Raw genomic sequence first — 14,183 nt, forward strand, 5'->3', positions numbered from 1 at the left:
CCCAGGGAGGCGCTTTCGTGAACTGGCTAGATGAAGGCGCGCTGTACTCCAGCATTGGTCTGTTTCTTCGCGAAGACCTTGGGCGCGGCGACATTACGACGCAGACTGTTCTGTCGCGGAACATGCGCGCCAAAGGACGATTCGTAGCCGGCGAAAAAATGATCGTCGCGGGTTTGGAAGCTGCCGAAGAAGTTTTCATCACGCTCGATCCGCACCAACAGATCGAAGCGTTCGTGGCCGACGGCGAGGAGGTTGAAGCCGGCAAAGTGATCGGCCGCACCAGCGGCTTCGCCGAAGTGCTGCTGGCTGGCGAGCGCGTCGCCCTAAATCTCCTGCAGCATCTATCTGGTGTGGCGACCCGCACGCGCGAGTTCGCCAAAGCGGTCGAAGGCACGAAAGCGAAGATTGCAGACACGCGTAAGACAATGCCTGGCCTGCGCATGCTTGAGAAGTACGCAGTGCTATTAGGCGGCGGCGTCAATCATCGTTACGGACTGGATGACGGCGTGTTCATTAAAGCAAATCACGTGGCGTTGGCAGGAGGAGTTGGAACTGCGGTCAAATCCACGCGTGAGAAGATTGGGCACTTGCACAAAGTAGAAGTCGAAGTCGCGGCTGAGCGGGATGTGAAAGAGGCGATAGACAATGGTGCGGACGCCGTTACCATCATAGTGTCAGAGATTTCTGCGGGAACTGAGTTGATTCGAAAAGCCCGCGAGATGGCCGCGGACACGTCCATTGTTGTCTCGGGCGCGGTGACGCTGGAAAACGTTCGCGGGTTTGCTGAAGCGGGCGCAGACCTGATTCGCGTGGACGCTTTAACCCAGTCCGTTCGTGCCATGGACATCAGCTTTCAGATTCAATCGGGGTGAGGTACGAGCATCGTCAATGGCGTTTGCGGCATCATTCATTCAGGGTAGCAAATAAGAGGAGTAAGTCAGGGGGTTAAGTGATGAGATCGAAATCAGTTAGGCAGTTGGTGATGATCGCAGTGGCGGTTCTACTCCTCGGCGTATTTCTGATCGATTCGACGGCGCAACGTCGTCGCCGGAGTAAGCGCGTCCGTCGCCCGACGACCCCGCAAATCACTAACCCTCCGATTTACCAGCCGGCTGAGGAGACTAACGCGAACACTACAACGTCTGACCCCGCGGCCTCCCCGGAAACAGTTGAAGATCCGCAGACAAAGACGATCCGCGATTTAACGTCGCAGGTCGACAAGCTAACGAACAAGATCAGTCAAATGGAAGAGTCTCAGCGCACGCTCGTCGATCTCGAGCGGCTGTCGCGGGCCGAGCAGCGGTCATCTGACCTTTGGAAGCAGCTGCGAGAGATCGAGGCCCAACAGGCTAATCTGCAATCGCGTCTGGAAGAGATTGATTACGCGCTGAGGCCTGAGAACATCGACCGCTCTGTGGCGGGCTATGGATCGACACGTCCTGAAGAGGTGCGCGAACAGCGCCGTAAGCAACTCGAAGGCGAAAAGCTGCGCACACAGAAACAACTGGAGCAGCTAACCGCCAATCGCACGCGTCTGGAAACAGCAATTGCGGCGGCCGACACGGAAGTTGACCGTCTGCGCAAACGTCTGGATGCGGCGGAGCAAGCGGCATTGGAGAACGCCAAAACGAAGACCCAGGCCGAAGGCGCAGCGCCAGCTCCAACACCATCGCCGCGGCCTTAGGTCAGAACCACCTGCGGTAGCGGGTGTTTGAATTCTTAACGGCACTCAACTTCAGATCAACCGCCCGTTACCGCAGGCGGTTCTGACAAATGGGGACCATCTCTCAACGCGATCTGTATCGAATGATTAGCGACCTTGGCGCGCGCGGTGAGCGCGTGGTCGTCGCCACGGTCGCCGATACACGCGGCTCGACGCCACAACGCCGCGGCGCAAAGATGCTGTTTTTCGAGAATGGAGAGACCGCCGGTACCGTTGGCGGCGGGTGCGTCGAAGCTGAAGTGTGGGCCGAGGCGCGCGAGGCGATGCGTTCCGGCCAATCAAAGCTCCATCACTTCACGTTGACGGCTGACGAAGCCAGTGAAGAAGGCATGGTCTGCGGCGGGACAATGGATATCTTTGTTGAAGTGATCGGTGACAACGGTCAATCGTAAATCGTAAATAGAAACACCAGTCTATTTACTATTCACCATTTACGATTTACCATTTACGGCCTTTCATGGATTCATTCATCGAGAACTACAAAGCCAAACATCGGCATCCGCTGAATAAGCTGTGTCATTCGTTCGGCATTCCGATGATTGTCGTGTCGTTGCCGCTGTTTTTCTTCAGTTGGCGCGTCGCCCTGGTGCTGTTCGTAGTCGGCTGGGTTCTTCAATTTGTCGGACACGCCATTGAAGGCAATCAGCCGGCGTTCTTTCGCAATCCTGTCTATCTTCTTGTCGGTCCGCTGTGGCTGGTTCGTCGTGCGGCCACGGCCATCGGCCTTCTCAAACCTTCCGCTTCGAAATAGACTCTTCGCCGGCAATTCCCATTTATGTCGAATGACAGCGCTCAAAAGCGTCCGGGCCTTATTTCAAGCGCGATCGAGCAAGTTCTTGAAAGCGGCTCGCGCGCCGTTATCGCGACAGTGGTCGAGTCCGTGGACGACGGGCCGGCGGTCGGCGCGAAGCTGCTCGTGCGTGACTCAGGCGAGATAGTCGGAAGTCTGGGCAACAGCGAATTGGATGAAGCTGTCGCCCATCACGCGCCGGCGTTTATGCGGACGCGTGACGAAGCTCGCGCGATCAAGCTTCGCGACTTCGCACTCGATGCGGCAGAGGCCGACATGAAGATTCTTTTTGAACGGGTCGAGGCCGAGCCGCGACTGGTAATTGCCGGAGCGGGACACGTCGGCGCGTCGCTGGCTCGACTCGGCGCGTCGGTTGGATATCAGGTGACGCTGATCGATGACCGTGCCGAGTTCGTTGATCGAAAGTTATTCGGTACGCATGCCCCTGGCATGCAGCACGGCGGAGGGGTGCGTACCGTAGCCGCCGAAGATTGGCAGCGCGCGGTGCGTGACGCGATTGGAAATGGCCACGGCGTATCGGTCGCCATCGTCACGCGCGGTCACAAACAGGACGAGGAATGCCTGCGTGCGGCAATTGAATCAAAGCCGGACTACGTCGGCATGATCGGCAGTAAGCGCCGCACAAACATAGTGCTGGATAAGTTGCGTGAAGAAGGCGCCGACGAAAACGAATTGAAGAAAGTGCGCGCGCCGATCGGGTTGGACATCGGCGCGGTCTCGCCTGAAGAAGTTGCGCTCTCGATCCTTGCGGAAATAGTCGCAGAACGCCGCGGCGGCGAAGGTGCGTCGCTCTCGAGCTGGCGCCGTTCCTAGTTTCTGGTCCTCAAATACTCCGCCGGCAGGGGAGTCGTCGCATCTTCGGCCTGCCAAAATATGGTCACAATCCACCAACGCTTTCCGTCATTCATCAACTGAATGCTGTTGATGCCGCGCATGAAAGGCTTTTCGTCCTCGGCTTTGCGGCGTGCTTCGTACGTGCTGAAGATGTGGGCGATATTGCCGAACTTCTCGATCCGGCGTGAGACCTCTTTCTCGAAGAATCCATTCTGTTCGAGCTGTGCGCCACCCTGAATGTATTCCTCGGGGGTGCGCACGCGCGACACGACCTCTCCCGTTGGACGACGGCCCGTGGGAATCAGCCGCGCGCCCGGCACGAACAAGGAACGAAAGCGATCCCAGTTTCTCTTCTGCCCAGCCGGCCCGGAAATCACGTCATAAAGCGCGGCGACAATTGAGTCCATCGTCTCAACGTCTTTCGGATCGGCGGCAGGCGTTTGTGGCGCCGCCGATGCGGCTGGTGTTTGCGAGGGTCTGGCGGGCGGCGGCATCGACGGTGCGCCGGGTGCCGGTGGCGGTGGAGGCGACGTCGGCGCTTGCGCAAAGGCGGTCATCATCAAGCCCACAGTTAAAACAAAAACGGACGCGAAGGCAGCTTTGGAGAGTACTCGAAGATGATTCATTTGTGCTCCCGATTAGACTCTGATTTGAAGTGATTAAAGCATGACTGGATCGCCACCACAAATCCGTTAACGAGTCGTTCAGCAGCTTTGCGCGGCTTTGGCCCCGATGTTATTAACATAGTTCATGTCTGCAGAGCTTCAGCAACAGCCAGAACGCCATCGCGGCGTCAGCGAAATGTTTCGCGCGCTGCGACATCGCAACTTTCTGCTGTTCTGGTCAGGCGCTTTCCTCTCGAACACTGGCACGTGGATGCAGGCAGTCGCGCAAGGCTGGCTGGTCCTGCAGTTGTCGAATTCCGCGTTCTGGTTGGGCCTTGATGCGTTCATGTCCACCGCGCCCGGGTTGGTTTTCACGCTGGTGGGCGGGGTGTTCGCGGACTTAGTCGATCGCAGAAAGCTCTTAATTTATTCGCAGATCGTTGCCGGCTTAACCGCGCTGATTCTCGGCACGTTGATCGTGACCGGTGTAGTTAAGGTTTGGATGATCCTGGTGTTGTCGTTCGTGACGGGCTGCTGCATGTCGATGTCGGCCCCGTCATACATGGCGTTGGTTTTCGACCTGGTTGATCGTGAGGATCTGGCGAATGCCGTGGCCCTGAACTCGACGCAGTTTCAATTGGCGCGCGGGCTGGGGCCCGTCGCCGCCGGCATCGCCTTCAAGCTGTTCGGTGTGGCGGGCTGTTTCTTTGCGAACGGAATCTCGTTCGCTGCGGTCGTAGTTGGTTTGCAAATGGTCCGTTACCGAACGCGCAATGCGGAACGGCCGGCAGAGGAGCCGCGAGGAAAATTTCTCACCAACCTCGTCGACGGCTTTCGTTACGTGACGAGTCGCCCGCGGGTCTCGATGCTGCTCATAGTTTCGGCCGTTACCAGTCTGTTTGGCGCGCCTTACATCGCGATGGCCCCGGTTTTCGCGCGTGACGTGCTGCATCTCGGTGAGACGGGGCTGGCGCTGCTCATGGGCATGGCCGGCGCGGGCTCATTGTTTGGCGCGTTGTTTCTTGCGTACCTCGGTGATTTTCGGCGCAAAGGCTGGTTTGTTTTAGGCGGCTGTCTGGGATTTGCGGTGTGCCTTATTGGATTCTCACTATCGACCAACGTGGTCGCGTCCGTCATTTTTCTATTCGCGCTCGGATTCGCCATCGTCTGTTCCGTGGCCGTCACCAATACGCTGCTGCAGAAACTAGTCACCGACGATATGCGCGGAAGGGTACTGAGCCTCTTTATGCTTTCTTTTATCGGAGCGATGCCCATCGGCAACCTTATCGCCGGTGCTGCATCTCAGCGCTTCGGAGCGCCCCGGACACTGGCTGTGGGTGGCCTCATTATCATCGTGTTCGTGGCGATGGTAACGTGGCGCAATCCGCGTTTAAGGGAGTTATGAAATATTGGCTGCGGCGCTTTGGCGGAACTGCCGTTGTGTGACAAACTCAAATCATCACGCATGAAGAGAAAGTTTATCCCGATTTTAATCGTAGTTTGCCTCGCAGTCTGTGCGACAGCTGTGTCGGAAGCTCAGAGTGGTTGGGCGGTCAAGCGCATTCCGTCTGGTGGTCGCGACCTCAACGCCGTCTACTTTAATGACGCCAAACGCGGCTGGATTGGTGGCGACGAAGGCTATCTGGCGCGCACTGAAGACGGTGGCGCTTCATGGATCGAGCAGCGCCTGCCGACGAAAAATTCAATTAACGACGTGTACTTCGTCACCAAAGAGAAGGGTTTCGTGCTTGCTGGAGAAACGATTTTCAGCACTTCGGAGAGCGGGAACAGTTGGCAGCAAGCGCACACTTTCTCCGCCGCTGATTTTGAGGGTGCGGCTCCCGAACTTTACAGCCTGCGGTTCGACGGGAAGAAGAGGGGCTGGGTCGTAGGTTCAGTCAGTCGCGACGACAACGTTGTAGATAGCATCCTCGCGATCACGCGGGACGGCGGCGTGACGTGGCAAGTCCTAAAGGCGCCCAGCCGGCAGGAACTAATTCATATCGACTTCGTCGACGACCAAAACGGATGGATTGTAGGCGCCGGCGGTGCGATTCTCCGGACGACCGATGCCGGCGAGTCATGGAAACGGCAGGACTCCGGAACGACGTTGACCCTCTACCACATCGATTTTCGAAACAAGAAACAAGGGCTGGCAGTCGGCGAGCGCGGGACGATTCTGGCGACGGAAAACAGTGGCGAGACCTGGTCGAAAGTTACTTCTCCGGCGCGCGCAACGTTGCTGAGCGTTCAGTTTGTCAGTGAGGATGACGCGTGGATTATTGGCCGCGGCGGCGCGGTTCTCCGATCCGGTGATGGAGGCCGGACGTGGATCGAACAGGAAAGTGGCGTCAAACAAAATCTGTACGCGATGTTCATGATGAAGAAGGCCGGATGGGTCGTGGGCAGTGATGGCCTGATGTTGAGTTACAAAGAATAGGAACCTGGCTGTTTAGATATGGGCTATTTTTCGCGATTGACTACCAGACTCGGACTAACCAAGAGCCACGGCGAGCGCCATCCGATCCGCATCTTTCTGCTTGAGGACGACGAGCGGCGCTGCGACTGGTTCGCTAAGCACTTCAAGGGCGATCACATTGACGCCGTTTGCGAAATCGACGAAGCGAAAGAACTTCTGAAGACGCGAACTTATGATTCGATTTTTCTCGATCACGACCTGAAGCCTGAGCATTACGGCTCGACCCGTAACGATGACGAGCGGACGGGATACGCGATCGCACACTTTCTCGCCTCACATCCTGAACTCCAACGCGCAGCCACGATCATGGTGCACAGCTTCAACGCGGACGGCGCGCTGCGCATGGTTGAAGAACTGCGCGGCGCGGGCCGCCACGCCGACTACGTTCCATTTCATTTCCTTGAAGACAGGCTGAAAAATCTTAAGGCCAGATAGCCGCGGCGAAGGGCAAAGGCCAGGCGCTAAGTGCGGTGCGAAAGCGTGGAGGCTAAGGGCGAGGCCGAATGAGCCTTGCGAAGCCCGCCGTTTAGCTCTTGTCTCTTTGCTCTTTGCCGGAGAAATGGTGGCCAGGGACGGAATCGAACCGCCGACGCCGGCCTTTTCAGGGCCGCGCTCTACCAACTGAGCTACCTGGCCGTCGCGTGATTGAGGACACGGCAGTATAGGAATCGCGTTGATAAGTGTCAAACTACTGGGGGAATTTCGCGGTTTGAAAATTTCGTTGACGGAATTTCTTCGCGGAGTATAATTTTTCAGTCGGATGGGGCTGGCCCCAAAAGTCCAGCCGGTTGCAAGACAGTCCGACCCTTGAACATCGATAGTACCCGCCAGTGCCAGCTCGGCCGCCGAATCGCGCCCCCCGTGATCGCTACCTTCGAGCTGGCACGCGTTTTTAAAGCTAAAGAAAAAGCGGCTTCGATCATGTGATCGAAGCCGCTTTTCGCTATTACGCTGACCTAACGATTTGGGCTACTGCCGAACCGAACGGTCGGGTCTACTGCTAAGGCTACATGCCCATGCCGCTCATGCCACCCATGCCGCCGGGCATCGGAGCTTTGCCTTCCTCTTCAGGAATCTCCGACACCATAGCTTCAGTGGTCAGCATCAGGCCGGCAATCGAGGCCGCGTTCTGCAAAGCAGTACGCGTCACTTTCGCCGGATCGATGACGCCGGCTTTCACCAGGTCCTCGTATTCTTCAGTCGCGGCATTGAAGCCCAGGTTTTCGTTCTTCTCGGTGCGAATGCGTTCGACGACGACGGCGCCCTCGCGACCGGCGTTCTGAACGATTTGCCGCAAAGGCTCTTCGAGCGCGCGCCGCACGATGCCGACGCCAATTTGTTCGTCAGGGTCACCGCCCTTGCCGATTACGCTCTTTGCGTCTTCCAGGGCCTTGGCCGCTCTCACCAGAGTCACGCCGCCGCCGGCGACAATACCCTCTTCGACGGCCGCGCGCGTCGCGTGCATGGCGTCTTCAACGCGAGCCTTCTTTTCTTTCATCTCGGTCTCAGTCGCCGCGCCGACTTTGATGACGGCCACGCCGCCGACGAGCTTCGCCAGACGTTCCTGCAATTTCTCGCGATCGTAGTCAGACGACGTTTCTTCGACTTGAGCGCGAATCTGTTTCACGCGCCCTTCGATGTCCGCCGGCTTGCCGGCGCCTTCGACGATCGTGGTGTTGTCTTTGTCGATCGTGATTTTCTTGGCGCGTCCCAGATCCGAAAGCTGAACATTCTCGAGTTTGATACCGAGATCCTCGCTGATGACTTTGCCGCCGGTGAGAATCGCGATGTCTTCGAGCATTGCCTTCCGCCGATCGCCAAAGCCCGGGGCCTTTACCGCCGCCACGTTAAGTGTGCCGCGCAGTTTGTTGACGACCAGCGTCGCCAGGGCTTCGCCCTCGACGTCTTCGGCGATGATCAGCATTGGTTTGCCCATCTTCGCGACTTGTTCGAGCAAGGGAAGCAGGTCCTTCATCGAGCTAATCTTTTTCTCGTGAATCAGAATGAGCGCGGTTTCAAGGGAGACTTCCATGCGTTCCGGATCGGTCACGAAGTAGGGGCTGAGATAGCCGCGGTCGAACTGCATACCTTCGACGACTTCGAGAGCGGTTTCCATCGTCTTCGATTCTTCCACGGTGATCACGCCGTCTTTGCCGACTTGATCCATTGCTTCGGCGATGATGGTGCCGATGGTTGAATCGCCGTTGGCCGAAACCGTACCCACTTGCGCAATCATGTCGCCCTTTACGGGTTTCGCCATGCGTTGAATTTCAGCGATGGCCTTTTCGACGGCCTTGTCGATGCCGCGCTTAAGCGCCATCGGGTTAGCGCCCGCCGCAACGGTCTTCACGCCTTCGCGATAAATCGCTTGCGCCAGAACCGTGGCCGTGGTGGTGCCGTCGCCGGCGACGTCCGACGTCTTTGAAGCGACTTCACGAACCATCTGCGCGCCCATGTTCTCGAGCGCGTCCTTCAATTCAATTTCCTTGGCGACTGTCACGCCGTCTTTCGTGATTGTCGGCGAGCCAAATTTCTTTTCAATCACCACGTTGCGGCCCTTGGGCCCCAGCGTGATTTTCACTGCGTCAGCGAGTTGATTGATGCCGCGCAAAATCGCCGCACGCGAATCCTCGCCATGAACTACTTGCTTTGCCATTTCGTTTTCTTCTCCTGATTAGATTCGTTGTTAGCGCGGCCTTATTTGGCTTTTTTGCCGGCCGCCGCGCGCTGGATGATCCCCAGGATCTCGTCCTCGCGCATGATCAAAAACTCTTCATTATCGAGTTTGACTTCTGAACCGCTGTACTTCCCGAACAACACCCGATCACCGGGCTGCACGTCCAAAGTCTGGCGCGTACCGTCTTCGCGATACTTGCCTTCGCCCACGGCGACGACTTCGCCTTCCTGCGGTTTCTCTTTTGCGGTATCGGGGATGATGATACCCCCGCGCATCTGCTCGCCCTCTTCGATGCGGCGCACAATCACGCGGTCATGAAGCGGTCTGATATTCACTGCCATTGCTGCCTAATCTCCTTTTTCTGCTCAGTTTTGAGCACGATCGTGCTCAGAAATTCTTACGTCTTGATTTGCGATATTGGCAAACCTGAATGATGAGTGCTAAAGAGCAATATAAGAATGGCGACCCCGGTTGTCAACCGGGTACGGCAACGAAATGTGGTCTGGGTTCAGAACCCGACGGCCCGGGTTAATGGAGTTTCGACCGCTTTTTGCCGTTCGTATAGACGAGTTGATGCTTGCGCTCGGCCGCGCGGTAGGAATTAACACGCTTGGAAATGGTGTTGCGGTGGATGCCCAGGGCTTCGGCGGTGTTGGAAATACGCTTCTTATTACGGGCGAAAGCCTTCTGGATATACAGCTTTTCGAACTCCTCGAGGGCCTCATCCAGGAGGATGCGGCCATCGAGCATGTCTTCAATGACGGCTTCTAAACGGGGGCGGATCTGCATTGATTCAACAGGCCGCTAAAGCGGCCACGTATATATTTTCGTCTTCTACCCAGCGCTGAAGCGTTGGGCTACTCAAAACTACAAACTCTCGCCGGTGAGCAGCTTGTACGCTTCCAGATATCGCCCGGTTGTGGCCTTGGCAACTTCCGGCGGCAATTCGGGCGCCGGAGGCTGCTTGTTCCAATCGAGTGTTTCCAGGTAATCGCGTACGTACTGCTTGTCGAACGAAGTCTGGCCGCGACCGACTCCGTAGTGATCTGCCGGCCAAAAACGCGACGAATCGGGCGTCAGGACCTCGTCAATCAGGATCGAGCGGCCTTCACGGTCTCGGCCGAACTCGAACTTCGTGTCCGCGATAATAATTCCTCGTTCGCGGGCATACTCGGCCGCTTGTTTGTAAAGCGTCAAAGAGATTTCGCGCAGGCTCGCGGTGATCTCGGGCCCGACAATCTCTTCCATGCGCTGCTCGCTGATGTTCTCATCGTGGCCGGTTTCAGCCTTCGTTGCTGGGGTGAAAATTGGTTCAGAGAGTTGTTCCGATTCGCGGAGCCCCGCCGGTAGTTTATGTCCGCAGATTTCTCCGGTCCTCTGGTAATCCTTCCAGCCAGACCCCGTGATGTACCCCCGCACGACACACTCGACGGGGAACACTTCCGTTTTGCGAACCAGCATTGAGCGGCCGCGCAGCTCGTCCGCATGGTTCTGGACGACTGACGGCATCTCTTCGATGCGCGTCGTGATCAGGTGATTAGGCACGACATGCCCAAGTTTCGTAAACCAGAATTGCGAAAGCGAAGTCAGAACTTCGCCCTTGCGTTCAATCGGCGTCGGAATCACACAATCGAATGCCGAGACGCGATCCGTGGCGACGATTAGCAGACGATCTTCATCGACCTGATAAACGTCTCGAACCTTGCCGCGTCTGATTAGTTGGAGATCGGAAAGAGTAGTTTCAACTACAGGGGCCACTGCTGTCATCATTGCGCCGTGTTAAATCGAAATGAAATTGGAGCGACGCGATCTTGCTCATTCGTGTTCGCGCTGTCAAGAAAACGATCAAAATAAAACCGATCGATTGTGTTGTGATCACAATCGATCGGAAAGGGAAGAAAGATCAAGCCGCAGATGGAACGCGGATTAGCGCGGACAGGAAAAACCAGAATGAGTTAAGCTCCTCCTTTCATCGCGTCATCCGCGCAAATCGGCAACTGAACTAGGCGCTGGCGGCTGAACTGTTGGCGAGTGCTTCCCGCAAGCGACCAATCTGCGCGGCGTGATTGTGCGCGTGCGCGGCATAGATGCGCAGCCAATCTTCTGTTGAGTACGAACCGCTCTCCGAGTGTGTGCCTTCACGTCGCCAATCCTCTTCGGTCATCAGATGGATGAGTTGCGCGGTCGTTGCGCGCGCAAAACGGAAAGCTTCAAGCGCCGGAGTTATATCGCGCTCACTGTAACGCAGTTTCGCGGCGTATTGATCCTGATCGTAGCCTTGAATTAGCGGATGATCTTCAACCAGCAAGCGACGCAGACGCAGCGCGCTGGTCGTCTCGCTGTCAGCCAAATGATGGACGATTTCAGCGGCGCTCCACTTACCGGGAATTGGGTGAGCGGTCAAAGATTCAGGCGGAAAACCGGCTAAATTCCGCAGAACTTCATCATAGCCGGCCTCATATTGCGAGATTAGCTGTTGTCTTTCATCGGGGCCCATAAACAATCCTTTCTTCTCGTAAATGCGTCAACGCGCCGCACGTGAATTTTCGAGCGGAAACTACTCCCTTGCTGCAACAACGTCAAGTGAGTCCTGGCCCTGAGGCGTCTGTTTCTAGTGCAATTGGATTTGGTCTTAAGAATCGAAGTGATTCGGTCACGGGGATTCAACTATTCAGTCTCAGCTCCGATTTCTTTGAAAAACGTTAATGCAACGTGTGTTTATTGCATGAACATTGCGACCGGAAGAGTTGGAATAACGTTTGCACCTACAGGCAGTGAGGTTCGCTCCTCTGCGATCTGAATCACTTTTGAGAATTGGAGAATAACTATGGCTGAACGAGAAACAGAACACAGACGAATCGTGGTGGATACACCAACGACGCACCGCGAGGTGGAACGCACTGAAGCAGTTCATCATCCGGATCGAAGCGGAATTTCCGGAGCAGCACTAGCTGCCATCGTTGTCGGCGTCATTGCCTTGGCAACGCTCATCATCTTATTCGTCATGAACCAACAGCAAACAGCTAACGAGAACGCGCTGACGCAGCAGCAACCGGCAACGACCATCGTGCAACAGCCGGCAGCGCAGCAACCACCCGTGATCATTCAGCAACCAGGGGCCGCCACGCAGCCGCCGGTGATCATTAATAATCCACCAGCCTCGGGCGGTTCAGCTCCGGCTACGGGCAACGGAGACTCGGCGGTTCAGGCAGCCGTTGACAAAAGGTTGAGCGAAGATTCGACGTTCTCGGGTCTGGGGATTACGGCAACTGTGCTTGACGGTAAGGTTACGTTGACCGGAATCGTCCAGAACCAGGCGTTGAAAACACAAGTAGAACGCGCGATCCGAAACATCAAGGGCGTAACAGCCGTCGATAATCAAATCAGCGTAGGTTAGGTTTTAAAGTTTCTCGTGTCCCTGGGCGCGACCGGCAGGTTATGCGGTCGCGTCCAGCACCCCAGCCTCTGAAGCGTCGGAGCCTTGTGCTCCGGCGCTTCTGCTGTTTTGCCCGCTTGATTGAACTCGGATTCTCGTTACACTCAGGGCATGAACGAGCTTCCCCGCACGCCACGCACAACTCTGAAACGGCTGCCGCAGCGTGGCAGCTTCGAACGGCAGAAAATCAACGAAATTCTTGACGAAGGCTTTATTTGCCATGTGGCTTTCGTGCTTAACGGTGAGCCGATAGTGATTCCGACCGGCTATGCCCGCGCCGGGGATGAACTAATCATCCATGGCTCGCAAGCCAGTCGCATGTTGCGACAAGTGGGGCAGGGAATTGACGTCTGCGTCAATGTAACTCTGATTGATGGCCTGGTGTTGGCGCGTTCGGCTTTTCACCATTCCATGAACTACCGGTCGGTCGTTATCTTTGGGCGCGCAAGGCTGATCGAAAACCGCGAAGAGAAAGTGACTGCCCTCACGGCTCTTTCCGAACACATGATTCCTGGCCGTTGGGACGAGGTTCGTGGGCCGAATGATCGCGAACTCCAGCTCACCACGGTGCTTTCAATCCCCTTAACTGAAGCATCCGCGAAGGTTCGCACCGGCCCACCCGTTGACGACGAAGAGGATTACGATCTGCCTGTTTGGGCGGGTGTCATTCCTCTCCAAATGACTGCAAGTGAGCCCATCCCCGATCCACGACTCGGCGCAAACATTCCGACTCCGCCGTACGGGATCGGGTACCGTCGAGGTTCTGATTCCGAGCAAAAGCCTTAACAAAAACGTTGCCTTGGGACCGCAAGCGCCAATCCACCTTGCAACTGAATGGCCAAATAAGGCATCATAGTGCACGGTTAACCCTTCTCTCGCGCATCAACGGTGATGCGCCCCGCGCACAAGTCGATTAGCGCCGGACGTTTTGGATGGTTCGAGAGCAGGCTGATTTCAAACTTCAGAAGCCGCTCTTCTTTACAAAGAGCATCCGAACCTGGTCCTTCGACCGCTACCGTTTCGCCGAAGCCCGTTCCGTTCGTCAGCTTCTTTCATTCCCGAAAAGGGGAAAGGTAAATTTACATGTCAACGAAACTTTACGTTGGAAACCTCGCTTTCCAGACGACTAGTCAAGAACTGCAGGAATTGTTTGGTCAGGCCGGCACGGTTCATTCCGCTAGTGTTGTGGAAGACCGCGACACCGGACGCTCGAGAGGCTTTGCCTTCGTGGAAATGTCCAGCGAGGAAGAAGCGACTTCAGCGATCGCGCAATTCAACGGCAAGGAAATCGGCGGTCGCTTCCTGAAAGTCAATGAAGCCAAACCGCAGGAAAACCGCGGTGGCAATGGTGGCGGACGCCGCTACTAATTTCGCTGGTAACAGTCAGATATGTGGGTCTCCGTAATGTCGAATCGCGGAGATCCTCTCTGTGTCGAATTAATTTGAAGGTTCTACGGATGCCAGTAGCCGGCGCCCCGACGGTAAAGAGGCTTTTTGAACTTAGACCAAGATAGCGAACCGATGCCCGTAAGGCAGATCAATCGGGCCCAAGCGAATTGGGGCATGGGATTCTTCCTTCTGAGCGCCCATCTTACCGCTGTCGCGGCACTTTTTTTCT

Annotated in this window: 17 protein-coding genes and 1 tRNA gene; 11 read left to right on the plus strand and 7 right to left on the minus strand. The window is 56.3% G+C overall.

Features of this window, described 5'->3' with window-relative positions:
- The first annotated feature begins 17 nt into the window (after positions 1-17).
- The 5 genes from nadC to VFX97_16140 all read left to right on the plus strand — a co-directional run bounded on the left by nadC (position 18) and on the right by VFX97_16140 (position 3,347).
- Entirely contained in the window at positions 18-872 is an 855-nt protein-coding gene (gene nadC / locus VFX97_16120) for a carboxylating nicotinate-nucleotide diphosphorylase (GenBank protein HEX5704728.1), read from the plus strand.
- Positions 873-952: 80 nt separating this feature from the next.
- Positions 953-1,684 (plus strand): hypothetical protein, encoded by a 732-nt coding sequence (locus VFX97_16125; protein HEX5704729.1) that lies wholly within the window; start codon positions 953-955, stop codon positions 1,682-1,684.
- A gap of 89 nt (positions 1,685-1,773) precedes the next feature.
- Positions 1,774-2,115, plus strand: a complete 342-nt coding sequence (locus VFX97_16130) for an XdhC family protein (GenBank protein ID HEX5704730.1) — start codon at positions 1,774-1,776, stop codon at positions 2,113-2,115.
- Positions 2,116-2,180: 65 nt separating this feature from the next.
- The gene (locus VFX97_16135) at positions 2,181-2,474 is read left to right on the plus strand and encodes a DUF962 domain-containing protein (protein HEX5704731.1); all 294 of its coding nucleotides are present in this window, start codon (positions 2,181-2,183) and stop codon (positions 2,472-2,474) included.
- A gap of 24 nt (positions 2,475-2,498) precedes the next feature.
- Positions 2,499-3,347 carry an XdhC/CoxI family protein gene (locus tag VFX97_16140; protein HEX5704732.1) on the plus strand — a complete coding sequence of 283 codons (849 nt, stop codon included), beginning with the start codon at positions 2,499-2,501 and terminating at the stop codon, positions 3,345-3,347.
- Here VFX97_16140 and VFX97_16145 read toward each other — a convergent pair.
- A complete protein-coding gene (locus tag VFX97_16145; GenBank protein HEX5704733.1) occupies positions 3,344-3,994 on the minus strand; it encodes a hypothetical protein in 651 nt (216 codons plus the stop codon). The genes VFX97_16140 and VFX97_16145 overlap by 4 nt on opposite strands.
- A 124-nt stretch (positions 3,995-4,118) precedes the next feature.
- Between VFX97_16145 and VFX97_16150 the strand changes: the two genes are divergently transcribed.
- The 3 genes from VFX97_16150 to VFX97_16160 are packed head-to-tail and all read left to right on the plus strand — an operon-like array spanning position 4,119 to position 6,887.
- Positions 4,119-5,378 carry an MFS transporter gene (locus tag VFX97_16150; GenBank protein HEX5704734.1) on the plus strand — a complete coding sequence of 420 codons (1,260 nt, stop codon included), beginning with the start codon at positions 4,119-4,121 and terminating at the stop codon, positions 5,376-5,378.
- 60 nt (positions 5,379-5,438) lie between these two features.
- Positions 5,439-6,413 carry a YCF48-related protein gene (locus VFX97_16155; GenBank protein HEX5704735.1) on the plus strand — a complete coding sequence of 325 codons (975 nt, stop codon included), beginning with the start codon at positions 5,439-5,441 and terminating at the stop codon, positions 6,411-6,413.
- A gap of 36 nt (positions 6,414-6,449) precedes the next feature.
- A complete protein-coding gene (locus VFX97_16160) occupies positions 6,450-6,887 on the plus strand; it encodes a cyclic-phosphate processing receiver domain-containing protein (protein HEX5704736.1) in 438 nt (145 codons plus the stop codon).
- A 125-nt stretch (positions 6,888-7,012) separates the two neighbouring features.
- Here the strand turns inward: VFX97_16160 and VFX97_16165 are convergent.
- The 6 genes from VFX97_16165 to VFX97_16190 form a co-directional block, all read right to left on the minus strand.
- Positions 7,013-7,088, minus strand: a tRNA-Phe gene (locus tag VFX97_16165).
- Positions 7,089-7,458: 370 nt separating this feature from the next.
- Positions 7,459-9,108: a chaperonin GroEL gene (gene groL, locus VFX97_16170; protein ID HEX5704737.1), complete on the minus strand. Its 1,650-nt coding sequence runs from the start codon at positions 9,106-9,108 to the stop codon at positions 7,459-7,461.
- 41 nt (positions 9,109-9,149) lie between these two features.
- Positions 9,150-9,464 carry a co-chaperone GroES gene (gene groES / locus VFX97_16175; GenBank protein HEX5704738.1) on the minus strand — a complete coding sequence of 105 codons (315 nt, stop codon included), beginning with the start codon at positions 9,462-9,464 and terminating at the stop codon, positions 9,150-9,152.
- A 193-nt stretch (positions 9,465-9,657) separates the two neighbouring features.
- The gene (locus VFX97_16180; GenBank protein HEX5704739.1) at positions 9,658-9,918 is read right to left on the minus strand and encodes a helix-turn-helix domain-containing protein; all 261 of its coding nucleotides are present in this window, start codon (positions 9,916-9,918) and stop codon (positions 9,658-9,660) included.
- A 78-nt stretch (positions 9,919-9,996) separates the two neighbouring features.
- Positions 9,997-10,896 carry a phosphoribosylaminoimidazolesuccinocarboxamide synthase gene (locus tag VFX97_16185; GenBank protein ID HEX5704740.1) on the minus strand — a complete coding sequence of 300 codons (900 nt, stop codon included), beginning with the start codon at positions 10,894-10,896 and terminating at the stop codon, positions 9,997-9,999.
- A gap of 235 nt (positions 10,897-11,131) precedes the next feature.
- Positions 11,132-11,626, minus strand: a complete 495-nt coding sequence (locus VFX97_16190) for a DinB family protein (GenBank protein HEX5704741.1) — start codon at positions 11,624-11,626, stop codon at positions 11,132-11,134.
- A gap of 330 nt (positions 11,627-11,956) precedes the next feature.
- Here VFX97_16190 and VFX97_16195 point away from each other — a divergent pair, with 330 nt between their 5' ends.
- The 3 genes from VFX97_16195 (at position 11,957) to VFX97_16205 (ending at position 13,933) form a co-directional block, all read left to right on the plus strand.
- A complete protein-coding gene (locus VFX97_16195) occupies positions 11,957-12,526 on the plus strand; it encodes a BON domain-containing protein (GenBank protein ID HEX5704742.1) in 570 nt (189 codons plus the stop codon).
- Positions 12,527-12,676: 150 nt separating this feature from the next.
- Positions 12,677-13,351: a pyridoxamine 5'-phosphate oxidase family protein gene (locus VFX97_16200; GenBank protein HEX5704743.1), complete on the plus strand. Its 675-nt coding sequence runs from the start codon at positions 12,677-12,679 to the stop codon at positions 13,349-13,351.
- 297 nt (positions 13,352-13,648) lie between these two features.
- The gene (locus tag VFX97_16205) at positions 13,649-13,933 is read left to right on the plus strand and encodes an RNA-binding protein (GenBank protein HEX5704744.1); all 285 of its coding nucleotides are present in this window, start codon (positions 13,649-13,651) and stop codon (positions 13,931-13,933) included.
- The last annotated feature ends 250 nt before the right edge of the window (positions 13,934-14,183 follow it).

The sequence above is a fragment of the Pyrinomonadaceae bacterium genome (genome assembly GCA_036277115.1).
Taxonomy (GTDB): domain Bacteria; phylum Acidobacteriota; class Blastocatellia; order Pyrinomonadales; family Pyrinomonadaceae; genus UBA11740.

What these genes read in the sequence shown, in the direction of transcription:
- VFX97_16145 (HEX5704733.1), bottom strand. Translation starts at nt 3,994, where the DNA reads ATGAATCATCTTCGAGTACTCTCCAAAGCTGCCTTCGCGTCCGTTTTT.
- VFX97_16195 (HEX5704742.1), top strand. Translation starts at nt 11,957, where the DNA reads ATGGCTGAACGAGAAACAGAACACAGACGAATCGTGGTGGATACACCA.
- VFX97_16135 (HEX5704731.1), top strand. Translation starts at nt 2,181, where the DNA reads ATGGATTCATTCATCGAGAACTACAAAGCCAAACATCGGCATCCGCTG.
- VFX97_16130 (HEX5704730.1), top strand. Translation starts at nt 1,774, where the DNA reads ATGGGGACCATCTCTCAACGCGATCTGTATCGAATGATTAGCGACCTT.
- VFX97_16185 (HEX5704740.1), bottom strand. Translation starts at nt 10,896, where the DNA reads ATGACAGCAGTGGCCCCTGTAGTTGAAACTACTCTTTCCGATCTCCAA.
- VFX97_16150 (HEX5704734.1), top strand. Translation starts at nt 4,119, where the DNA reads ATGTCTGCAGAGCTTCAGCAACAGCCAGAACGCCATCGCGGCGTCAGC.
- VFX97_16190 (HEX5704741.1), bottom strand. Translation starts at nt 11,626, where the DNA reads ATGGGCCCCGATGAAAGACAACAGCTAATCTCGCAATATGAGGCCGGC.
- VFX97_16155 (HEX5704735.1), top strand. Translation starts at nt 5,439, where the DNA reads ATGAAGAGAAAGTTTATCCCGATTTTAATCGTAGTTTGCCTCGCAGTC.
- VFX97_16140 (HEX5704732.1), top strand. Translation starts at nt 2,499, where the DNA reads ATGTCGAATGACAGCGCTCAAAAGCGTCCGGGCCTTATTTCAAGCGCG.
- VFX97_16205 (HEX5704744.1), top strand. Translation starts at nt 13,649, where the DNA reads ATGTCAACGAAACTTTACGTTGGAAACCTCGCTTTCCAGACGACTAGT.
- VFX97_16200 (HEX5704743.1), top strand. Translation starts at nt 12,677, where the DNA reads ATGAACGAGCTTCCCCGCACGCCACGCACAACTCTGAAACGGCTGCCG.
- VFX97_16125 (HEX5704729.1), top strand. Translation starts at nt 953, where the DNA reads ATGAGATCGAAATCAGTTAGGCAGTTGGTGATGATCGCAGTGGCGGTT.
- VFX97_16180 (HEX5704739.1), bottom strand. Translation starts at nt 9,918, where the DNA reads ATGCAGATCCGCCCCCGTTTAGAAGCCGTCATTGAAGACATGCTCGAT.
- groL (HEX5704737.1), bottom strand. Translation starts at nt 9,108, where the DNA reads ATGGCAAAGCAAGTAGTTCATGGCGAGGATTCGCGTGCGGCGATTTTG.